21 protein-coding genes are annotated in these 19,817 nt (G+C 68.8%); 13 read left to right on the top strand and 8 right to left on the bottom strand.

Annotated features, from left to right (window positions below):
* Window positions 1–29: 29 nt before the first annotated feature.
* From ACQ5SP_RS12960 to rpiA, 5 genes are all read right to left on the bottom strand, one after another.
* On the bottom strand, window positions 30–224 hold the full coding sequence (locus tag ACQ5SP_RS12960) for a DUF2065 domain-containing protein (RefSeq protein ID WP_430938804.1): 195 nt from the start codon (window positions 222–224) through the stop codon (window positions 30–32).
* The gene (hflC, locus tag ACQ5SP_RS12955; RefSeq protein WP_430938803.1) at window positions 221–1,111 is read right to left on the bottom strand and encodes a protease modulator HflC; all 891 of its coding nucleotides are present in this window, start codon (window positions 1,109–1,111) and stop codon (window positions 221–223) included. The genes ACQ5SP_RS12960 and hflC overlap by 4 nt, the downstream gene beginning before the upstream one ends.
* On the bottom strand, window positions 1,111–2,271 hold the full coding sequence (gene hflK / locus ACQ5SP_RS12950) for an FtsH protease activity modulator HflK (protein WP_430938802.1): 1,161 nt from the start codon (window positions 2,269–2,271) through the stop codon (window positions 1,111–1,113). Before hflK ends, hflC begins: the two co-directional genes overlap by 1 nt.
* A 63-nt stretch (window positions 2,272–2,334) precedes the next feature.
* Window positions 2,335–3,693, bottom strand: coding sequence for a glutathione-disulfide reductase (gene gor / locus ACQ5SP_RS12945; RefSeq protein WP_430938801.1), 1,359 nt, complete (start codon window positions 3,691–3,693; stop codon window positions 2,335–2,337).
* Between the two features lie 6 nt (window positions 3,694–3,699).
* Window positions 3,700–4,488, bottom strand: a complete 789-nt coding sequence (gene rpiA / locus ACQ5SP_RS12940) for a ribose-5-phosphate isomerase RpiA (protein WP_430938800.1) — start codon at window positions 4,486–4,488, stop codon at window positions 3,700–3,702.
* A gap of 187 nt (window positions 4,489–4,675) precedes the next feature.
* Between rpiA and ACQ5SP_RS12935 the strand changes: the two genes are divergently transcribed.
* On the top strand, window positions 4,676–6,049 hold the full coding sequence (locus ACQ5SP_RS12935) for an L-serine ammonia-lyase (protein ID WP_430938799.1): 1,374 nt from the start codon (window positions 4,676–4,678) through the stop codon (window positions 6,047–6,049).
* A 3-nt stretch (window positions 6,050–6,052) separates the two neighbouring features.
* On the opposite strand, the gene ACQ5SP_RS12930 is transcribed toward ACQ5SP_RS12935, so the two are convergent.
* On the bottom strand, window positions 6,053–6,718 hold the full coding sequence (locus ACQ5SP_RS12930; protein ID WP_430938798.1) for a thiamine diphosphokinase: 666 nt from the start codon (window positions 6,716–6,718) through the stop codon (window positions 6,053–6,055).
* Between the two features lie 140 nt (window positions 6,719–6,858).
* Between ACQ5SP_RS12930 and ACQ5SP_RS12925 the strand changes: the two genes are divergently transcribed.
* Entirely contained in the window at window positions 6,859–8,769 is a 1,911-nt protein-coding gene (locus ACQ5SP_RS12925) for a hypothetical protein (protein ID WP_430938797.1), read from the top strand.
* Window positions 8,770–8,830: 61 nt separating this feature from the next.
* Here the strand turns inward: ACQ5SP_RS12925 and ACQ5SP_RS12920 are convergent, their stop codons facing one another.
* On the bottom strand, window positions 8,831–9,061 hold the full coding sequence (locus ACQ5SP_RS12920) for a DUF2842 domain-containing protein (RefSeq protein ID WP_430938796.1): 231 nt from the start codon (window positions 9,059–9,061) through the stop codon (window positions 8,831–8,833).
* Window positions 9,062–9,070: 9 nt separating this feature from the next.
* Window positions 9,071–10,366 carry an adenylosuccinate synthase gene (locus tag ACQ5SP_RS12915; protein WP_430938795.1) on the bottom strand — a complete coding sequence of 432 codons (1,296 nt, stop codon included), beginning with the start codon at window positions 10,364–10,366 and terminating at the stop codon, window positions 9,071–9,073.
* A gap of 176 nt (window positions 10,367–10,542) precedes the next feature.
* On the opposite strand from ACQ5SP_RS12915, the gene secG reads away from it, so the two are divergent.
* The 11 genes from secG to ACQ5SP_RS12860 all read left to right on the top strand — a co-directional run bounded on the left by secG (window position 10,543) and on the right by ACQ5SP_RS12860 (window position 19,779).
* Complete coding sequence (gene secG / locus ACQ5SP_RS12910; RefSeq protein ID WP_430938794.1) at window positions 10,543–10,917, top strand: preprotein translocase subunit SecG; 375 nt, start codon at window positions 10,543–10,545, stop codon at window positions 10,915–10,917.
* A 166-nt stretch (window positions 10,918–11,083) separates the two neighbouring features.
* Window positions 11,084–12,727: a CTP synthase gene (locus tag ACQ5SP_RS12905; RefSeq protein ID WP_430938793.1), complete on the top strand. Its 1,644-nt coding sequence runs from the start codon at window positions 11,084–11,086 to the stop codon at window positions 12,725–12,727.
* A 7-nt stretch (window positions 12,728–12,734) separates the two neighbouring features.
* Window positions 12,735–13,439, top strand: coding sequence for a hypothetical protein (locus ACQ5SP_RS12900; protein WP_430938792.1), 705 nt, complete (start codon window positions 12,735–12,737; stop codon window positions 13,437–13,439).
* A gap of 19 nt (window positions 13,440–13,458) precedes the next feature.
* Entirely contained in the window at window positions 13,459–13,761 is a 303-nt protein-coding gene (locus tag ACQ5SP_RS12895; RefSeq protein WP_430938791.1) for a DUF1330 domain-containing protein, read from the top strand.
* A gap of 46 nt (window positions 13,762–13,807) precedes the next feature.
* A complete protein-coding gene (locus ACQ5SP_RS12890; protein WP_430938790.1) occupies window positions 13,808–14,254 on the top strand; it encodes a TerB family tellurite resistance protein in 447 nt (148 codons plus the stop codon).
* A gap of 5 nt (window positions 14,255–14,259) precedes the next feature.
* Window positions 14,260–15,018 (top strand): phosphate/phosphite/phosphonate ABC transporter substrate-binding protein, encoded by a 759-nt coding sequence (locus ACQ5SP_RS12885; RefSeq protein ID WP_430938789.1) that lies wholly within the window; start codon window positions 14,260–14,262, stop codon window positions 15,016–15,018.
* Between the two features lie 78 nt (window positions 15,019–15,096).
* The gene (locus tag ACQ5SP_RS12880) at window positions 15,097–15,897 is read left to right on the top strand and encodes an ABC transporter ATP-binding protein (protein ID WP_430938788.1); all 801 of its coding nucleotides are present in this window, start codon (window positions 15,097–15,099) and stop codon (window positions 15,895–15,897) included.
* A gap of 38 nt (window positions 15,898–15,935) precedes the next feature.
* Window positions 15,936–16,661: a transporter substrate-binding domain-containing protein gene (locus tag ACQ5SP_RS12875; RefSeq protein ID WP_430938787.1), complete on the top strand. Its 726-nt coding sequence runs from the start codon at window positions 15,936–15,938 to the stop codon at window positions 16,659–16,661.
* Window positions 16,662–16,738: 77 nt separating this feature from the next.
* Window positions 16,739–17,623 (top strand): ABC transporter permease, encoded by an 885-nt coding sequence (locus tag ACQ5SP_RS12870; RefSeq protein WP_430938837.1) that lies wholly within the window; start codon window positions 16,739–16,741, stop codon window positions 17,621–17,623.
* Window positions 17,620–18,426, top strand: a complete 807-nt coding sequence (locus ACQ5SP_RS12865; RefSeq protein ID WP_430938786.1) for an ABC transporter permease — start codon at window positions 17,620–17,622, stop codon at window positions 18,424–18,426. Before ACQ5SP_RS12870 ends, ACQ5SP_RS12865 begins: the two co-directional genes overlap by 4 nt.
* A 6-nt stretch (window positions 18,427–18,432) precedes the next feature.
* Window positions 18,433–19,779: a glutamine synthetase family protein gene (locus ACQ5SP_RS12860; RefSeq protein ID WP_430938785.1), complete on the top strand. Its 1,347-nt coding sequence runs from the start codon at window positions 18,433–18,435 to the stop codon at window positions 19,777–19,779.
* Window positions 19,780–19,817: the final 38 nt, after the last annotated feature.

The raw sequence follows: 19,817 nt of genomic DNA, 5'->3' as shown, positions 1-19,817 counted from the left end.
AGGAGGTATGCGCCCCGGCCGCGGACCGGTCAGCCGATCTGCCCGGCCAGCGCGATCAGGAAGACGCCGAAGGAGATGGCGGCGAAGCCCATCAGGCGCCGGGTCTCGGGCGTGAGCGAGCGCAGGAACGCCAGCAGCTCTTCGAAACGCAGAGGGGCCAGTGCAAGCACCAGCCCCTCGATCACGGCCACGAGGCCGAGTGCGGTCACGAGATCGGAGATCATTGCGCGGCAGGCGCCCCGGCGGTCCCGGACTGCGACTTCAGGTACTTGAAGAACTCGCTTTCCGGGGAAATGACCATCGACGAGTTCTGTCCCTGCAGCGCTTTTTCATAGGCCGCGAGCGAGCGGTAGAACTCGAAGAACTCCTCGTCCTGGCCGAAGGCCTCGGCAAAGATCGCGTTGCGCCGGGCGTCGGCCTCACCGCGGACGATGTTGGCCTCTTTCTCGGCCTCCGAGACCAGCTCGACCTGGGTCCGGTCGGCCTGGGCGCGGATCCGCGTCGCGGCTTCCTTGCCGCGGGCGATCTCGTCGGCGGCCTCGCGTTCCCGCTCGGCGCGCATCCGGGCGAAGGTCGCCTCGAGGTTCTGTTCCGGCAGGTCGGTGCGCTTGAGCCGGACGTCGACGATTTCCAGCCCGAGGTTCTCGGACTCGTTCGACGCGCCCTCGCGGATGCGTTCCATCAGCGCGGCCCGGTCGACCGACAGGATCTCGTTGGAATTCACCGAACCCAGGACCTCGCGGGTCATGGCGTTCAGGATCTGCTCCAGCCGGCTCTCGGCGCTGCGCACGCCGCCCACGCCGACGGCCTGGCGGAAGCGGATCACGTCCTCGATCCGGTAGCGCGCGAAGGCGTCCACGACGAGCCGGCGATCGTCCAGCGGCGTCACCTCGAGCGGGCGCGTGTCGATCGACAGGATCCGGTCGTCGTAGCGCACGACCTGCTGGATCACCGGAACCTTGAAGCCCAGACCGGGGTCTTCCTTGACGTCCTTGATCTGGCCGAACTGGAGCACGAGCACCTTCTGGCGTTCGTCCACGATGAAGATCGCCGAGAGGGCCGCCGCAACCAGCAGGACCACGACCGGCAGGATGAATGTGGTGCGTGACATCAGTTCGAGCCTCCGTCGTTGGTATTCCGCCGCAGCTCGTTGAGCGGCAGGTAGGGCACGACGCCGCTGCCGCCTTCGCCGCCGAGACCCTGCTCCAGCAGGATCTTGTCGACGTCGCCGAGCACGCGCTCCATCGTTTCGATGTAAAGACGCCGGCGGGTCACCTGGGGTGCCTTCTCGTATTCCTCGAGAACGGCGGTGAAGCGGCTCGCCTCACCTTCCGCCTCGTTGACGACACGGGCGCGGTAGGCTTCGGCCTGTTCGAGGGTCTGCGCGGCTTCACCGCGCGCGGCCCCCAGCACCGTGTTGGCGTAGGCGTCGGCCTCGTTCTGGAGACGGTCGCGCTCCTGCTCGGCCGCCTGCACCTCGCGGAAGGCGTCGATGACCTCGCTCGGCGGGTCGGCCTTGTCGAAGTTCACGCGGACCACGTTGATGCCCGCGTCGTAGCCGTTCAGGGTCGACTGGATCATTTCGCGCAGGCGCACGGCGATCGGACCACGATCCCGGTTCAGGATCGGGGCCAGCTGCGACTGCGCGATGATCTCGCGCATGGCCGATTCCGACACCGCGTTGATGGTGTCCTGCGGGTCGCGCAGGTTGAACAGGAACCGCGCCGGATCGTTGATGTTCCAGACCACCTGGAAGTCGATGTCGACGATGTTCTCGTCGCCGGTCAGCATCAGCCCCTGCGACATGCGGCCCGAGCCGCCCGCGCCGATCGTCTCGACGCGCTCGCTGGTCACGTTGACGATCTCGTGGGTGACGATCGGCCAGGGCGCGAAGTTGAGGCCCGGCTGGCCCACCGACGAGAACTCGCCGAGGAACAGCTCGACCGACTGCTCTTCGGGCCGGACGGTGTAGACGGAGGCGAAGAGCCAGAGCCCCACCGCCACGATCCCGGCGAGCGTCAGGGTGCTCTTGGAAAAGAGCGGCCCGCCGCCGCCACCGCCGGGCCCGCCCGGCCGGTTGCCGCCGCCGCCGCCCATCAGGACGCGGAGCTGCTCCTGCCCTTTTTTCACGATCTGGTCGATCTCGGGGATCTGGGGCTGGTCGCCGTCGCCGGGTCGCCGTCCGCCGCCGCCGGGCCGGCGATCGTCGCCGTTGCCGCCGCCGCGGCCACCGCCGCCGCCGCCCCAGGGTCCGCCACTGTTACTGGCCATATTGCCCTTCCTCTCCTCTGCCTGAGGTTCTTGTGTTCCAAACTGTTCACTCGCGCCGAAAAATCAAGCGCTCCGGGTCGGTGCCTTCATTGTCACCAGTTCTTCGGCCATCGTGGGATGCACCGCGACCGTGCGGTCGAAGTCTTCCTTGGTGGCGCCCATGGTCACGGCGATGCCCGCCATCTGGATCAGCTCGCCCGCGCCCGGGCCGACGATATGCACGCCCAGGACCTTGCGGTCCGCGGCAGCGACGACGAGCTTCATGAAGACCCGCTCGTTGCGACCGGCCAGGATGTTCTGCATCGGCCGGAAGGCTGCCACGTAGACGTCTACGGGCTGCTGGTCGCGCGCCTCCTCCTCGGTCTGGCCGATGGTGCCGAGCTCGGGCTGGGCAAAAACGGCCTTGGCGATCAGGCTGTGATCGACGGCGGTCGGGTTGCCGTTGAAGACCGTCTCGACGAAGGCCGCGCCCTCGCGGATGGCCACCGGCGTCAGGTTCACGCGATCGGTCGCGTCACCGACGGCGTAGATCGACGGCACGCTGGTCTGCGACCACTTGTCCACCTCGATCGCGCCGTTCCGGCCCAGCGACACGCCCGCCTCTTCCAGCCCGAGCCCGGCCGTGTTCGGCCGCCGCCCGGTGGCGAAGAGCACCGCGTCGGTCTCGCATTCGCGGCCGTCGGTGCACTTGACGCGGAAGCCGTCGCCCTCTTTCTCGATCCACTCGATATCGGTGCCGACATGCAGGTCGACGCCGCGCGCGCGCATCGCCTCGGCGAGATGGCCGCGCATCTCGTCGTCGAAGCCGCGCAGGATCTGCGCGCCGCGGTAGAACTGCTGCACCGCGACGCCCATGCCGTTCAGGATGCAGGCGAATTCGCAGGCGATGTAGCCGCCGCCCACCACGATGGCGCGGCGCGGCAGGTCGTCCATCTCGAAGATCTCGTTCGAGGTCATCGCGTGCTCGGCGCCGGGAAGCTCGGGCTTGAAGGGATGCCCCCCCACCGCCACGAGGATGTGCCGCGCGCTGAAGCTCTCGCCGCTGGACAGCGTCACCCGGTGCGGGTCCGCGACGGTGGCGCGGGCGTCGTGCATCTCGACCCCGGCCTTGCCGAGGTTCTGGCGGTAGATGCCCTCGAGCCGGGCGATCTCGGCATCCTTCTTGGCCTTGAAGGCCGGCCAGTCGAACCGGCATCCGCTGCCGGTGTCCCAGCCGAACCCGGCCGCATCCTCGAGCGCGACCGAGAAGGACGAGGCGAAGACCATCAGTTTCTTGGGAACGCAGCCGCGGATCACGCAGGTGCCGCCCATCCGGTATTCCTCGGCCAGCCCCACCCGGGCGCCGCCCTCCGCCGCGAGACGCGCCGCGCGCACGCCGCCCGATCCGCCACCGATGACAAAGAGATCGTAATCGAAATCCATCGCTGCTCAGTCCGCTATGTCGGTGAAAAGGTTCTCGTGATCCTCGGCCTCGACCTGTTCCTGCACCACGGTGCCGGCTTGGATGTCCCGCAGCTCGACCATGCCGTCGCCATGGCCGATCACCACCGCATCGCAGATGTCGATGAAGAGCCCGTTTTCCACCACGCCGGGGATCTGGTTCAGCGCCAGCGACAGCTGGCGCGGATCGCCGATCCGCTTGAGATGCAGATCTAGGATACGGTTGCCCTCGTCGGTGACGAAGGGCGCGTCGCCGGCCATGCGCAGCACGACGTCGCGGCCGTCCACGTCGACGGTACCCAGCGTCTCCTCGATGAGCGCACGGGTCGTCTCCCAGCCGAAGGGAATGACCTCCACCGGCAGCGGGAAGGCGCCGAGCGTCTCGACCTCTTTGGAGGTATCGGTGATCACCACCATCCGGTCCGATGCGGCGGCGACGATCTTCTCCTGCAGCAGCGCCCCGCCGCCCCCCTTGATCAGGTTGAGCTTCGGGTCGAACTCGTCGGCGCCGTCGATGGTCAGGTCGAGCCATTTCAGCTCTTCGAGGGTCGCGATCGGCACGCCCTGCTCGCGTGCCAGCGCCGCGGTGCGCGACGAGGTCGGCACGCCGGTGATCTGCAGCCCTTCGCCGCGCACCTTCTCGCCGAGGATCTTTACCAGCCAGGCGGCGGTCGATCCGGTGCCGAGTCCGAGCCGCATCCCCGGCTCGACGAATTCCGCGGCGCGTTTCGCGGCCACGTATTTGGCCATGTCGACGGGGGACAGCTCTGCGGTCATGGGGCGACTCCGTTCCTGTTCCGCGCCGCTTATAGGAAAGTTGCGCGGCGGGCGCGAGGGGGAACTGGCCCGGACGGCGCGCGCGGTGCCGGAGCGGGCGTTTCGGCGCGGCAAGGGTCGCATTTGGAAAAGCCCCGTGGCATCACCTCCCCCAGAGAGAACCCGAGCGGCAAGAGGGGCCACGCCCATGTTTCTGAGCGTCTTCGACATGTTCAAGGTCGGCATCGGGCCGTCGTCCTCGCACACGATGGGGCCGATGGTGGCGGCGGCGCGATTTCTCGACCTGCTGCGCGCCAGCCCCTTCAACCCGGCCGGGCTGGGCTGTTCGCTGCACGGATCGCTGGCCTTCACCGGCCACGGGCATGCGACCGACCGCGCCGTGATCCTCGGGCTAGCGGGCTTTCGTCCGGCCGATTACGACGCCGACGCCGCCGAGGAGATGCTGGTGCGGGTCCACGCCGAAAAGCGGGTCGAGAATGACGGCCTGCCGGCGCTGGCCTTCGATCCGGAGACCGATCTCGTCTTCGATTACGACCGCGCGCTGCCCGGCCATGCCAACGGCATGATCCTCTGGGCGACCGACGCGCAGGGCGACACGCTCCTGTCCGAGACCTATTACTCGGTGGGCGGCGGCTTCGTGCTGACCGAGGCCGAGCTGGCCGCCGGCAAGGACAGCGACGAAGGACCGCCGGTGCCCTACCCCTTCAAGACGGCCGACGAGATGCTGGCGATGGCCGCCGACAGCGGCAAGACCATCGCCGAGATGAAGCGCGCCAACGAGCTCGCACGCGGCGGCGCGGCCGATCTCGACCGCGGGCTGGCGCGGATCTGGGCGGTGATGGAGGCCTGCATCGCGCGCGGGCTCGAGGGCACGGGCACGCTGCCCGGGGGCCTGGGCGTGCGGCGCCGGGCGGGCGCGATCCACGACCAGCTCGAGGCCGAGCACGGGCTCAACGTCACACCGCCCCATGTCGTCAACGACTGGATCAGCGTCTACGCCATGGCCGTGAACGAGGAGAACGCCGCCGGCGGCCAGGTCGTCACCGCCCCCACCAACGGCGCGGCCGGCGTGGTGCCGGCGGTGATCCGCTACTGGCTGTCGCATGTACCGGGCGCGCATTCCTCGCGGGTGCCGGAATTCCTGCTGACCGCCGCGGCGATCGGCGGGCTGGTGAAGTACAACGCCTCGATCTCGGGCGCCGAGGCCGGCTGCCAGGCCGAGGTCGGCTCGGCCAGCGCGATGGCGGCGGCGGGGCTGGCCGCGGTCCTCGGCGGCACGCCCGCGCAGGTGGAGAACGCCGCCGAGATCGCGCTGGAGCATCATCTCGGCATGACCTGCGACCCGGTGAAGGGGCTCGTCCAGGTTCCCTGCATCGAACGCAACGGGCTCGGCGCGATCAAGGCGGTCTCGGCCGCGTCGCTGGCGCTGCGGGGCGACGGACATCATTTCGTCTCGCTCGACGCCTGCATCGAGACGATGCGCCAGACCGGCGCCGACATGAGCGAGAAATACAAGGAGACCTCGCTCGGCGGGCTCGCCGTCAACGTGCCCAACTGCTGAGGCTCAGGGCGCCGTCAGCGCGCGGATCGCGGCGGGCAGCGCCGCGCGCGGCAGCATGACCAGCATGCCGGGGGCGTCCATCTCCAGCAGGACCGTTTCCGCCACCGTCGCGTTCGAGGTGCCGACCCGCCCGTCGGGGCGAAACGCCAGCCCCGCGATGGGCCAGCGCAGCCCGACGCTGCGCCCCGTGACCGGCGCCATCGGGAAGAGCGACACGCGGGTGCCGACCGGCAGGTCCAGAGCCAGGCTGGCCGGGCAGTGAAAGCAGATGTCGTCCGCGCCCAGGACGATGCAGCGCTGCCCGGGCTGGCGCACCAGCGTGTTGAACATCGCCATCTGGTGATCGAGACGGTCGCCGGTGAATCCCACGCCCAGGATGAACGGTGCCGCGATATGGCGCAGGCACTTGTCGAAATCCGTCGTTTCCTGCTCGGGGATGCGGTGCACGATCGACGGGTCGAGCCGGGTCGTGCTAAGCTCGTCGAGGGAGTCCATGTCGCCGATCACGGCGACCGGGGGGAAGCCGAGATCGAGCGCCGACAGCGCTCCGCTGTCGGCCGCCGCGACCACGGGCGCCAGGGCCACCGCCGATTCTACCTGGTCGCGGTCGGTGCGGGCGCCGCCGATCAGGGTCACGCCCCGGCGGGTCTGAACAATAGGGCTGAACATGGCTGTATTGATGTCCGATGCGGAAACAAATCTCAACGAATCGCTGCAAGACTCGGGCCTAGTATTCGGATTTCATTTGGCGATTGGAAATCCCCGATGGTAGATTGCTTGGGCTGGGTCGGGGAGAAAGCGAGCATGTAATGGCTGGTGCGAGCAAGATTCTCACCGTCTCTTACGGAACCTTCTCCTGCACACTGGAAGGTTTCGACGATCCCTTCACCACAATGCGCCACATCGCGGAGTATTTCCGCGACCTGTCGGCGGATGACCGGTATTTCGGCGCGGAACCCCCGCAGCCCGATACCGAGATGCTGCACGAAATCGCCGAGCGGTCGATTCGCCATCGCGTGGCCGCCGAGCTGCGCGAGAACGGCGTCGTCCTGCGCCAGGAGCGTGACGAAACGCCGGAACCGACGCTGTCGCGCGCCGGTCTCGCCGCGGCGACCGCCCCCGAGGTCGATGACGACACGGTCGCCGGCAAGATCGAGCGTATGCGCCGCGCGGCCGCCGAGGACCGCGCCACGACGCCGGCCGCGGCCTTCGAGAGCGACACCGAGGCCGCCGCGGCGGCGCCGGAGCCCGCTCCCGAACCCGACATCATGGCCGCCCCGTCGGACGATGACGATACGGTCACCCCGGGCGGCGACGCCCCGATCTTCGCGGATGCTGACGCGGATGCGGATGCGGACGACGCCGCCGACTGGCCTGACCTCGCCGCGGAGGCAGAGCCGGACACCACCGCACCCGCGGCCGATGCCGACACCCCCGAGGCCGCAGAGGATGCCGAGGATACCGAGGCAGAGGATGCCGACGCCCTGCTTCTGACCACCCTCGCCCGGGTCCGGGCCGCGGACGCGGATACCGCGCCGGATGCGACGGAGCCGACGGCCGAGGATAGCGCGCCCGATACGCGGGACGCGGCGCCCGACGCCGCGCCCGAAACCGGTGCCGACACGGCGGCCGGGGACGAGCATCAGGGCATTTCCGAACGCGCCCGTGCCGCCGCCGAGCGCGCCCGCGCGCGGCTCAGCCAGTTCGCCCATCCCGCACCGGAGCATGACTCGGAACCGGAGCCGGAGCCGACCGACAGCACGGCCAGCGAAGAGGCACAACCCCTGGCCGAGGCCGACGCGCGGCAGACCGAGGACCTGGCCGCGGAACCGATGACCGAGCCGGCGATGGCCAAGGACACGGAGGATGACGCCGAAGAGGTTTCTGCGGACGCGGACCTGTCCGAAACGGACGCCGAGGGCTCCACGCCCGCGGCGCTGGACGCCGCCGAAGCCGGCGATCGCCCGGACGAGGACGCAGACGCGGATGCCGCGGCGCCCGTGGCCCGGTCCGCCTTCGACGCCGACGGGCTGGAGGAGGAAGAAGCCGCGCTCGACCGGCTGCTGGAGACCACGAACAGCAAGCTCAGCGGACCCGAGACGGCGCGCAAGCAGAACGCCTTCGCCCAGCTCAAGGCCGCCGTGGCCGCGACCTGGGCGGACCGCCAGCTCAAGCACGAGGGCACGCCGGGTCTCAGCGAAACGCCGGACGAGACGGCCGATCTCGACGCCTATCGCGAGGACCTGGAACGTGCGACGGGCGCCCGTGCCACGGGCCGCGACCGCCCCGCGCCGCTGGTGCTGGTCTCGGAGCAGCGGATCGACGAGAGCGAGGCCGAACCCGAGGCACGCACCGGCGGCCCGATCCGCCCGCGCCGCGTCACCGCCGAGCTCGAGGACGTCGCCGCGGAGGATGCCGCGCTCGAGGACAGCGGCAGCTTCCAGGAGTTCGCCGACCGGATCGGCGCCAGCTCGCTGCCCGAACTGCTCGAGGCCGCGGCCGCCTATACAGCCCATGTCGAGGGCCGTGCCCGGTTCTCACGTGCGCAGGTCATGTCGAAGATCGCGCATATGAAGAGCGGGGATTTCACCCGCGAGGCGGGCCTGCGATCCTTCGGCAAGCTGCTGCGCGAAGGCCGCATCCGCCGGGTCCAGGACGGTCAGTTCGTCATCACCGAGGATTCGCGCTTCGTGCAGGAGGCGCGGACAGGCACCCGCTGAGCGGGTGCCGCCCATTCCCAACGTTCGCTTTCGTTCCGGGAAGACGGAGTGGCCCGCGCGGTCACTCCGTTCCCGTTTCGTCGTCCGGGTCCGGCTGGCCCACCCCGCGGAAGATCGCGCGGAACGGCAGCGCCCAGAGGAACCCCAGCCCGACATAGACCAGAAGCTCCACCGCGATCGGCGGGCGGCCCAGCCAGTTCATGATGGTGACGGCGGCCACGATATAGGCGGGCAGCCAGACCACCAGCAGCAGCAGCGACAAGCGCTTTCGGGTCTTGTGACGCAAGGCCATTGGGCTCCGTCAGTCGGCGAAGGGGTCGGTGACGAGGATCGTGTCGTCCCGCTCGGGTGACGTGGAGAGTAGCGCGACCGGGCACTGGATCAATTCCTCGATCCGGCGGACATACTTGATCGCCTCGGCCGGCAGCTCCGCCCAGCTGCGCGCGCCCGCGGTGCTTTCCGACCAGCCGGGCATGTCCTCGTAGACGGGCACGACGCGCGCCTGCTCGTCCGCCGCCGTCGGCAGGTAGTCGAGCCGCTGGCCATCGAGGTCGTAGCCCACGCAGATCCGGAGCCGCTCGAACCCGTCCAGAACGTCGAGCTTGGTCAGCGAGATGCCGTTGACGCCCGAGACCGCGCAGGTCTGGCGCACGAGCACGGCGTCGAACCAGCCGCAGCGGCGCTTGCGGCCCGTGGTGGTGCCGAACTCGTGGCCGCGTTCGCCCAGGCGCTGGCCGTCGTCATCGTTCAGCTCGGTCGGAAACGGCCCCTCGCCCACGCGGGTGGTGTAGGCCTTCACGATGCCCAGCACGTAGTCGATCGCACCGGGCCCGATCCCGGTGCCGGTCGCCGCCTGCCCCGCGATCACGTTGGAGGAGGTGACGAAGGGATAGGTGCCGAAATCTATGTCCAGGAGCGCGCCCTGCGCGCCCTCGAAGAGGATCCGCTTGCCGGCCTTGCGCTTCTCGGTCATCGCCTTCCAGACCGGCCCGGCGTATTGCAGGATTTCCGGCGCGATCTCGGTCAGGCCCGCGATCAGCCCGGCGCGGTCCACGGGATCGATGCCCAGCCCCTTGCGCAAGGCGTTGTGATGGGTGAGCGCGCGGTCGACCCGCGCCTCCAGCGTGGCGGCGTCGGCGAGGTCCGCGACCCGCACCGACCGGCGCCCCACCTTGTCCTCGTAGGCCGGGCCGATGCCGCGTCCAGTGGTGCCGATCTTGGCGCCCGGGCGCGCGGCTTCCTCGCGGGCCCGGTCAAGCTCGCCATGCAGGGGCAGGATGAGCGGCGTGTTCTCGGCGATCATCAGCGTATCGGGCGTGATGGTCACCCCCTGGTCCCGCAGGCCCGCGATTTCCCGCACCAGGTGCCAGGGATCCAGCACGACGCCGTTGCCGATCACGCTCAGCTTGCCGCCGCGCACCACGCCAGAGGGCAGCGCATGCAGCTTGAAGACATCCTCGCCGATCACCAGCGTATGCCCGGCATTGTGCCCGCCCTGGAAGCGCGCGATCACGTCGGCGCGTTCGCTCAGCCAGTCGACGATCTTGCCCTTGCCCTCGTCGCCCCACTGGGCGCCGACCACCACGACATTGGCCATCTGCGTTCTCTCCTGCGAAAAACCCGTGCCCGTATAGCCGTACGGCGCGCCCGCCGAAACCGGAAAATCCGGTCGGCCGCGGGGCATCGCCTGCCCCGCGCCCCCTTGCGGCCCCGGCCCGATCCGCCTAGATAGGCGCATCGACGCCGACACTTCGAACAACCGGGACGCCCGCGATGGAAAACGTCATCCTCGTCATCCACCTGATCCTCGCGCTCTGCCTGATCGGCGTGGTGCTGTTGCAGCGCTCGGAGGGTGGCGGTCTCGGCATCGGCGGCGGCGGCGGTGGCGGCGGCGTCATGACCGGCCGCGCCGCGGCCACGGCGCTCGGCAAGCTGACCTGGGCCTTCGCCATCGCCTTTCTCGCCACCTCGATCACGCTGACGGTCATCGCGGCGTCCGAGACGGCCGACGAGTCGGTGATCGACCGGATGGGCACCGAACAGCCCGCCGACGACGCCCCGGCCCCGACGCCGGTCACGCCGGACGGCGGCAGCCTGCTTCCGCCCACCACCGGCGATGCGCCCCTGCCGCCGCCGCGGGCCGACTGACAACCACAACTTGTTGATTTCACGCGCCGGTCGCTTACAGCATCTTGCGGCCGGCAGCTTGCACCCGCGGCCCGAATCCTCTATACCTTAACTCCCGTGATGTGTGGTGCGGGAACTGGAATCTCGCGGCCGCCGAGCAGTTCTATCACGGGGGAAGCCAGACAACATGGCGCGCTATATTTTCATTACCGGTGGCGTCGTCTCCAGCCTCGGCAAGGGGCTCGCCTCTGCCGCGCTCGGGGCGCTGCTTCAGGCCCGCGGCTACTCGGTCCGGCTTCGGAAACTCGACCCCTATCTCAACGTCGATCCCGGCACGATGAGCCCGTTCGAGCATGGCGAGGTCTTCGTCACCGACGACGGCGCGGAAACCGATCTCGACCTCGGGCATTACGAACGGTTCACCGGCGTCGCGGCGCGGGCGACCGATTCCGTCTCCTCGGGACGAATCTATTCCAACGTGCTCGAGAAGGAGCGCCGCGGGGATTATCTCGGCAAGACGATCCAGGTCATTCCGCACGTCACCAACGAGATCAAAGATTTCCTGCATGTCGGCGAGGACGAGGTCGACTTCATGCTATGCGAGATCGGCGGGACCGTCGGCGACATCGAGGGCCTGCCCTTCTTCGAGGCGATCCGGCAATTCGCGCAGGAACAGCCCCGCGGGCAATGCATCTTCATGCATCTGACGCTGCTCCCGTTCATCGCCGCGAGCGGCGAACTCAAGACCAAGCCCACGCAACACTCGGTCAAGGAGCTGCGCTCGATCGGCATCGCGCCGGATCTCCTGGTCTGCCGGTCCGAACAGGAAATTCCGGTCAAGGAACGCGAGAAGCTGGCGCTTTTCTGCAATGTCCGCCCCGAGGCGGTGATCGCGGCGATGGATCTGAAATCGATCTACGAGGCGCCGCTGGCCTATCACCGCGAGGGGCTCGACCAGGCGGTGCTCGACGCCTTCCAGATCAGCCCCGCGCCGAAACCGGACCTGCGCCGCTGGGAAGACGTCTACGACCGCATCTTCCACGCCGAGGGCGAGGTCAACATCGCCATCGTCGGCAAGTACACGCAGCTCGAGGATGCCTATAAATCCATCGCCGAGGCACTGACCCATGGCGGCATGCACAACCGCGTGAAGGTCAAGGCGCAGTGGATCGACGCCGAGATCTTCGAGCGCGAGGACCCTGCCCCGCATCTCGAGAATTTCCAGGCGATCCTCGTGCCCGGGGGCTTCGGCGAACGCGGCACCGAGGGCAAGATCCGCGCCGCGCAGTTCGCGCGCGAGCGCGGCATCCCGTATCTCGGGATCTGCCTGGGCATGCAGATGGCGGTGATCGAGGCGGCCCGGAACCTCGCGTCGCTCGAGGATGCCGGCTCCGAGGAGTTCGACCACGAGGCCGGGCGCAAGCGTTTCACGCCGGTGGTCTATCACCTGAAGGAATGGGTGCAGGGCGACGTGAAGGTGGCGCGCAGGGTCGAGGACGACAAGGGCGGCACGATGCGGCTCGGCTCCTACACGGCGATCCTGGCCGAGGGCAGCCGCGTGGCCGGCATCTACGGCACGGGCGAGATTCACGAGCGTCACCGTCACCGTTACGAGGTGGACATCAAGTACCGCGAGAAGCTCGAGTCGGTGGGCCTGCGCTTTTCCGGGGTCTCTCCCGACGGGCGGTTGCCGGAAATCGTCGAATACGCCGATCATCCCTGGTTCATCGGCGTGCAATTCCACCCCGAGCTCAAGTCCAAGCCCTTCGCGCCGCATCCGCTTTTCGCGGATTTCATCCGTGCCGCGGTGGAACAGTCGCGGCTGGTCTGAGCCCGCCATGATGCGCTGCGGGGCGGTTCTGCTGACCCTGGCGCTGCTGGGGGTCTGCCTGCCGGCATCGGCGCAGGGCGTTGTCACCGCGGATTATGGTGATCTTGCGCGTCAACTCGACGGGCGGATCACCTTCGAGCGGCTGCCGCGGCGCCCGGAACCGGGTCTCAACCTGAACGCCCCGTACCGCACGGACGGCGCGACGCTGGGCGAGCGCCTCGCCGGGCAGCGCATCGCGGCCGGGGCGGAGGGTCACGACCGCGTCACGGGCACGCCCCGGCCACCGCTGGCGATCCGCGCGGGCGCGGCCGGGCGCAGCCTGGCGGTCGCCTTTCATCGCGGTTTCGGCTCGAACGCGTTGTTCCCGCTGGGCCGGGCGGGGTTTCCCGCGCTCGGGGCCCGCGGCGAAGGCGCCGTCGCGGTGCTCTTCGACGCCGACCAGGGCGCCGTGGGGCTGCGCATCCACAGCGATTATGCCGACCCGCTCGGCGGGCGCGGCAGGGTGCCGGCCGCCGTCACCATCCGGTTCTACGCCCGCGACGGGCGCGAGATCGGCCGCCACGCCCACGCGACGACCACGGGCATACGCGAGCTCGGCTATCGTCGGGATGGTCCCGGGCCGGGAATCGCGGCTATGGTGATCCAGAACCGCGATCCCGGCGGGATCGCCATCGACGACATCATTTACAGCAAGGCCGCGCTCTTGTTCTGAGCGGGCGGGGAGGACAGCCATGCCAAAGGGATACTGGATCGGGCACGTGACGGTCGACGATCCGCAGGTCTACGAGCAATACCGCCAGGCCAACGCGGTCGCCTTCGAGAAATACGGCGCGCGGTTCCTGGTGCGCGGCGGCGCGCAGGAACAGCTCGAGGGCGGGGGGCGCCCGCGCACCGTGGTGATCGAGTTCCCCAGCGTCGAGGCCGCCCGCGACTGCTATCATTCGCCGGAATACCAGGCCGCGAAGGCGCTCCGCGACCCGGTCTCGGTCGCCGATCTCGTGCTGGTCGAAGGCTGGGCGCCGCCCGCGGCCTGACCGGCCGCCATTGGCATCCGCCGAGCAAGGGACTATATGGCTCGCCATGTTCGCACAGCTTCTCAAACGCCTTTCGCACCCCGATACCGAAACGCTGCGGCCCGAGGATGCGCGCCTCGCGCTGGCCGCGCTGCTGGTGCGGATCGCGCGGTCGGACCACGATTATGCCCAGGCCGAGATCGAGCGGATCGACCGCATCCTTGCCGCGCGCTACGACCTGACGCCCTTCGAGGCGGCGAAACTGCGGGGCGAGGCGGAACGGCTGGAGGCCGAGGCCCCGGACACGGTTCGCTTCACCCGCGAAATCAAGGACGCCGTGCCCTACGAGGATCGCGCGGCGGTGGTCGAGGCGCTCTGGGACGTGGTGCTGGCCGACGGCATCCGCGACCACGAGGAAGACGGGCTGTTGCGGCTCGTGGCGAACCTGCTCGGCATCAATGACCGCGACAGCGCGCTGGCGCGCCAGCGCGTCATGGACCGCCAGTCGGACTGACCCCCGTGATCGCCGGGCTGCCCATGTATGACCGCCCCGAGACCCGGGCGGCCAATGACAGGCTCTGGGCGGCGATCCGCGACCGGCTGCGCGCCGCCGGCATCGATGCGCCCGACGGGCTCGACCGCGACACGGCGCCGTTCGACCTCTGGACCGACCCGGGACTGCTGCTGGCGCAGACCTGCGGCTTTCCCTTCCGCGCCGCCCTGCAGGACCGGGTCGCGCTGGTCGCCACGCCCGATCACGGGCTGCCAGGCTGCCCGCCGGGGTTCTATAACAGCGTCCTGGTGGCCCGCGCCGACGACCGGCGCGGCTTCCGGGCGTTCCGGGGCGCCAAGCTCGCCTATAACGAGCCGATGTCCCAATCTGGCTACGCGGCGCCGCAGTTCCACGCCGCGCTGCACGGGTTTCGCTTCGCGCGGATGCTGCGCAGCGGCAGCCACCGCGACTCCGCCCGGGCCGTGGCCGGCGGCGCGGCCGACATCGCCGCGCTCGACGCGGTGAGCTGGGCGCTGATCCGGCGCTTCGACGGGTTCGCGGCGGATCTGCGCGAGGTAGAGCGAACGCTGCCCACCCCCGCCCTGCCCTATATCACGCGGCCCGGCGGGCCCGTGGCCGTCCTGCAGGCAGCGCTTGCGGAGGGGATCGCATCGCTCGACCCGGGCTCGCGGGCGCTGCTGCAGCTGCGGGGCACGGTCGATATCCCCGCCGAGAGCTATCTGCGCGTTCCAAACCCGCCACCCCCCGGCAGCGGGCGGGGCTGACGTCGCGGGCGCCGCGATTCTCCGTTGCAATCGGGGGTCTTTTGCTCCCTACTACGGGGCCAGACACAAGGTGGAAGAGTGCCGGCCAAACGCGTGCAGGACAGGACAGAAGACACACCCGTCATCGAGATCCGCGAGCTCCACAAGGCCTATGGCCAACTGGAGGTGCTCAAGGGTGTCGACGTCGTCGCGCATCGCGGCGACGTGGTGTCGCTGATCGGCTCCTCGGGATCCGGGAAATCCACGCTCCTGCGCTGCGCCAACCTGCTGGAAGATAGCCAGTCCGGCGAGATCCTCTTCGACGGCGAACCGGTGAAATGGCGCGGGACGGGCCATGACCGCCACCCGGCCGACGGCAAGCAGGTGCTGCGCATCCGCACCAATCTCAGCATGGTCTTCCAGCAGTTCAACCTGTGGTCCCACATGACCATCCTGCAGAACGTGATGGAGGCCCCGGTCACCGTCCTCGGCCGCGACAAGGCCGAGGTGGCGCAGGCGGCACGCGGCTACCTCGAAAAGGTCGGCATCGGCGACAAGGCCGATGCCTTCCCGGCACAGCTCTCGGGCGGGCAGCAGCAGCGCGCGGCGATCGCGCGCGCGCTGGCGATGGAGCCCGCGGCGCTTCTGTTCGACGAACCCACCTCGGCGCTCGACCCCGAGCTGGAACAGGAAGTGGTCCGCGTCATCAAGGACCTGGCCGCAGAGGGCCGCACCATGATGATCGTCACCCACGACATGCGCATGGCGCGTGATGTGTCCGACTACGTCGTGTTCCTCCACCAGGGACTGATCGAGGAAGAGGGACCGCCCGAGACCCTCTTCGGGTCGCCGAAATCGGAGCGGCTGCGCCAGTTTCTCAGTTCGACAATGGCCCACTGACGGCCAGCCCGATCTTCAAGCAAAAAGGGAGATATCCAATGAAGACACTCATCCTATCCACCACCGTGCTGGCATTGTCGGCCGGCACGGCACTGGCCCAGGACGTGGTGCGCCTTGGCACCGAGGGCGCCTATGCCCCCTGGAACTTCATCAACGACGACGGCGAGATCGACGGCTTCGAGCGCGACCTGGGCGACGAGCTCTGCGCGCGCGCCGCGCTGAACTGCGAGTGGGTCACCAATGACTGGGACTCGATCATCCCGAACCTGGTCTCGGGCAACTACGACGCCATCATCGCCGGCATGTCGATCACCGACGAGCGTGACGAGGTGATCGACTTCACCCAGGCCTACACCCCGCCCGATCCGTCGGCCTATCTCGGCATGTCCGAGGGCATCGACCTCTCCAACGGGGTGATCGCGGCGCAGACCGGCACGATCCAGGCCGGCTACGTGTCCGAGACGGGCGCCACGCTGGTGGAATACGCCACGCCCGAGGAAACCGTGGCCGCGGTCAAGAACGGCGAGGCCGACGCGGTGCTGGCCGACAAGTCCTACCTGTCCCCGATCGCCGCAGAGGAAGCCGAGCTGATGTTCGTCGGCCCGGACGTGCCGCTCGGCGGCGGCGTCGGCATGGGCATCCGCGAGAGCGACCAGGAGCTGCGCGCCACCTTCGACGCCGTGATCGAGGAAATGAAGTGCGACGGCAGCCTCAACACGCTGATCGAGAAGTGGGAAGTCAGCAGCACCTGGCCGGCTTGCTGATCCTGATTTCGCCGGGGCCCCGTCCGAACAGTCTGGACGGGACCCCGGCCCGCCCGCCTGCCGGGGAGTGACCCGCCATATTCAGCTTCTGCACAGATCCCGACACGCTCGACACGGTCCGCTGGTTCGCCTGCTACCTGACCACGGGCAAGCATGCGAACCTCTACGTGTCGGTCGTGATCGTGCTGGTGCTGCTGGCGCTCACCGCGCCGGCGGCGCTGATGTTCGGCTTCGGCGGCGCGATGGCGGCGCGCTCGCGCATCTGGCCGGTCAGCTGGATCGGCAAGGGCTATATCGCGGTGGTCCGGGGCGTGCCGGACATCGCGTTTTTCCTGTTCTTCGTCATCGCGCTCGACCAGGCCTTCGAGTGGATCCGCCACAAGATCAAGTGCCCCGACTGGGACGAGCCCATCCGGCAGGGCAACGATTTCGTGGTCTGCCAGGCGGCCAAGCTGCCGCTGGGCAACGCGCCGCAATGGATCCATGAAACCTACGGCTTCTTCCTGGCCGCGCTGACCTTCGCCATCGTCTTCGGCGCCTTCGCCGCCAATGTGCTCTTCGGCGCCATGCGCGCCGTGCCGCGCGCCCAGCTGGAAACCGCCGAGGCCTACGGCATGTCGCACCGCCAGACCTTCTGGCGCATCCTGGTCCCGCAGATGTGGGTCTACGCGCTGCCGGGCCTGTCGAACCTCTGGATGGTGCTGACGAAGGCCACGCCGCTGCTGTTCCTTCTCGGCGTGGAGGACATCGTCTACTGGGCCCGCGAACTGGGCGGCACCGCCAACCCGCGCTTCACCGACTACCCGCATGGCGACTGGCGCGCCTGGTACTTCCTGGCGCTGCTGGTGTTCTACCTCGGGCTCACGCGCATCTCGGAGATCCTGCTCGAGCGGCTGACGGTCCGGCTCAACCGCGGTCAGGCCACCACCGGGGGCGAGGCGCTGCGAAAGGCGGGCGCATGAGCTGCTGGGAGACGGTCCAGGACTACGGGCTGCGCTCGGTCGGGATCGGCGAGCGGCTGCTCCCGCGCGAGGGCTACACGCTCTGCGAGCATTTCACGCTGATCGGATCGGGACTGATCTGGAACGTCTATTTCGGCGCTCTGGCGCTGTTCTTCGGGTTCTTCCTCGCCATCGCGGTGGCGGTCGGCAAGGGGGCGCCGAACCGGCTGGTGCGCAAGAGCTCGGAATGGTTCATCTTCGTCTTCCGCGGCTCGCCGCTCTTCATCCAGTTCTTTTTCGCCTATGCGCTCTTCCTGACGCTCAAGTCGCAATTCGCGATCTTCGAATCCTTCACCGCGGCCTGGCTCGGCGCGCTGATCGTGCTCTTTCTCAACACCGCCGCCTATTCCGGCGAGATCTTCTACGGCGCGCTGCGCTCGATCCCCAAGGGCGACGTAGAGGCGGCGGACGCCTACGGGCTCTCGGGCTGGTCGAGGTTCCGCCGGATCGTCTGGCCGACCATGCTGCGGCTGGCCTGGCCGGCCTATACCAACGAGGCGATCTTCCTGTTCCACGCGACCACGCTGGTCTATTTCTCGAGCTTCCCGGCGCTGCAGCAGAAGGGCGACGCGCTCTACTATGCCAATTATTTCGCCGACAAGACCTTCAACCCCTTCGTCCCCTACCCGATCCTAGCGGGGTATTTCATCCTGTTGACGCTCTGCATCATCGCGCTTTTCGGGCTGATCAACCGGCGGCTCAACCGCCACCTGCCGCAGGCCGCGCGGCGGCGCCTGCGCATCCGCCCGCAATACATCCGCTGAGGTTCCATGGTCACCGAACAGGAAAACTGGCTGGACCGTCACCCCGAGATCAAGACGATCCGGGTCGTCGTGGCCGACGTCAACGGACAGTCGCGCGGCAAGCGCCTGCCGGTCGCGAACGGCCGCAAGGCGCTGCGCGACGGCGCACGGATGCCGCTCTCGGCGCTCAACGTGGATATCTGGGGCGACGATATCGAGGACAGCCCGCTTGTTTTCGCCTCGGGGGATGCCGACGGGGTGCTGCGGCCCACGGAACGCGGGCTGGTGCCCACGCCCTGGCTGGGCGCGCCCTCGGCGCTGCTGCCGATGTGGATGTTCGAAGAAGGCGGCGCCCCCTTCGCCGGCGACCCGCGCCGGGCGTTGCGGATGGTGCTGGACCGCTACGCCGCGCGCGGCTGGACACCCGTCGTGGCGACGGAGCTGGAATTCTACCTGGTCGATGACGGCTCCAGCCGGCCCGAGCCACCGATCAACCCCTATTCGGGCCGCCAGATGCAGGCACGCGAGGTGCTGTCGCTGAACGGGCTCGACGTCTTCGACGCCTTCTTCACCGAGCTTTACGAGGCCTGCGCGGCGATGGACATTCCCGCCGACTCGGCGATTTCCGAAAGCGGGCTCGGCCAGTTCGAGATCAACCTCTCCCACGAGGCCGACGCGATGAAGGCCGCCGACGATGCCTGGCTCTTCAAGCTCGCCGTGAAGGGGCTGGCGCGCAAGCACGAGATGGCCGCGACCTTCATGGCCAAGCCCTATACGGACCATGCGGGCAACGGGCTGCACATGCATTTCTCGGTGCTCGACAGCGACGGCAACAACATCTTCGACGACGGCACGCCGAAGGGCTCCGACACGCTGCGCCACGCGGTGTCGGGCTGCCTGGCGGCGATGCGCGACCAGACGCTGCTCTTCGCGCCGCACATGAACTCCTACCGCCGGGTGGAGCCGCATTCCCACGCGCCGACCCAGGTCTGCTGGGGCTACGAGAACCGCACGGCGGCGATCCGCATCCCCGGCGGCGCCAACGCCGCGCGCCGGATCGAGCACCGGGTCGCCGGCGGCGACACGAACCCCTATCTCGTGCTGGCCGGCGTGCTGGGCGCCGCGCTTGCCGGGATCGAGGACGCCACCGACCCGCCGCCCCCGATGACGGGCAACGCCTACGACCAGGATTTCGACCGGCTGCCCTTCAGCTGGCGCGAGGCGATCGAGCTTTTCGAGCAGAGCCCGCTGATCGCGCGGATCTTCCCGCAGACGCTGGTTTCCAACCTGGTGCGCTGCAAGCGCCAGGAGCTGCGCCGCTTCGAAGAGCGCTGGACCGATTTCGAGTTCGCCAGCTATCTCGACTCGGTCTGAGCGCCGGGTCTTGCGGGCGCTGTTCCGGGGCTGGTAGC

Source organism: Rhodovulum sp. YNF3179, assembly GCF_050586465.1.
Lineage (GTDB): Bacteria > Pseudomonadota > Alphaproteobacteria > Rhodobacterales > Rhodobacteraceae > CAJXYS01.
Note: the sequence above shows the minus strand (reverse complement) of the source record. Positions and strands in the feature narration are given on the sequence as shown.

What these genes read in the sequence shown, in the direction of transcription:
- secG (WP_430938794.1), top strand. Translation starts at nt 10,543, where the DNA reads ATGGAAAACGTCATCCTCGTCATCCACCTGATCCTCGCGCTCTGCCTG.
- ACQ5SP_RS12925 (WP_430938797.1), top strand. Translation starts at nt 6,859, where the DNA reads ATGGCTGGTGCGAGCAAGATTCTCACCGTCTCTTACGGAACCTTCTCC.
- ACQ5SP_RS12865 (WP_430938786.1), top strand. Translation starts at nt 17,620, where the DNA reads ATGAGCTGCTGGGAGACGGTCCAGGACTACGGGCTGCGCTCGGTCGGG.
- ACQ5SP_RS12860 (WP_430938785.1), top strand. Translation starts at nt 18,433, where the DNA reads ATGGTCACCGAACAGGAAAACTGGCTGGACCGTCACCCCGAGATCAAG.
- ACQ5SP_RS12920 (WP_430938796.1), bottom strand. Translation starts at nt 9,061, where the DNA reads ATGGCCTTGCGTCACAAGACCCGAAAGCGCTTGTCGCTGCTGCTGCTG.
- ACQ5SP_RS12900 (WP_430938792.1), top strand. Translation starts at nt 12,735, where the DNA reads ATGATGCGCTGCGGGGCGGTTCTGCTGACCCTGGCGCTGCTGGGGGTC.
- ACQ5SP_RS12960 (WP_430938804.1), bottom strand. Translation starts at nt 224, where the DNA reads ATGATCTCCGATCTCGTGACCGCACTCGGCCTCGTGGCCGTGATCGAG.
- ACQ5SP_RS12935 (WP_430938799.1), top strand. Translation starts at nt 4,676, where the DNA reads ATGTTTCTGAGCGTCTTCGACATGTTCAAGGTCGGCATCGGGCCGTCG.
- hflK (WP_430938802.1), bottom strand. Translation starts at nt 2,271, where the DNA reads ATGGCCAGTAACAGTGGCGGACCCTGGGGCGGCGGCGGCGGTGGCCGC.
- ACQ5SP_RS12875 (WP_430938787.1), top strand. Translation starts at nt 15,936, where the DNA reads ATGAAGACACTCATCCTATCCACCACCGTGCTGGCATTGTCGGCCGGC.
- ACQ5SP_RS12890 (WP_430938790.1), top strand. Translation starts at nt 13,808, where the DNA reads ATGTTCGCACAGCTTCTCAAACGCCTTTCGCACCCCGATACCGAAACG.
- ACQ5SP_RS12930 (WP_430938798.1), bottom strand. Translation starts at nt 6,718, where the DNA reads ATGTTCAGCCCTATTGTTCAGACCCGCCGGGGCGTGACCCTGATCGGC.
- ACQ5SP_RS12895 (WP_430938791.1), top strand. Translation starts at nt 13,459, where the DNA reads ATGCCAAAGGGATACTGGATCGGGCACGTGACGGTCGACGATCCGCAG.
- ACQ5SP_RS12915 (WP_430938795.1), bottom strand. Translation starts at nt 10,366, where the DNA reads ATGGCCAATGTCGTGGTGGTCGGCGCCCAGTGGGGCGACGAGGGCAAG.
- gor (WP_430938801.1), bottom strand. Translation starts at nt 3,693, where the DNA reads ATGGATTTCGATTACGATCTCTTTGTCATCGGTGGCGGATCGGGCGGC.
- rpiA (WP_430938800.1), bottom strand. Translation starts at nt 4,488, where the DNA reads ATGACCGCAGAGCTGTCCCCCGTCGACATGGCCAAATACGTGGCCGCG.
- hflC (WP_430938803.1), bottom strand. Translation starts at nt 1,111, where the DNA reads ATGTCACGCACCACATTCATCCTGCCGGTCGTGGTCCTGCTGGTTGCG.
- ACQ5SP_RS12905 (WP_430938793.1), top strand. Translation starts at nt 11,084, where the DNA reads ATGGCGCGCTATATTTTCATTACCGGTGGCGTCGTCTCCAGCCTCGGC.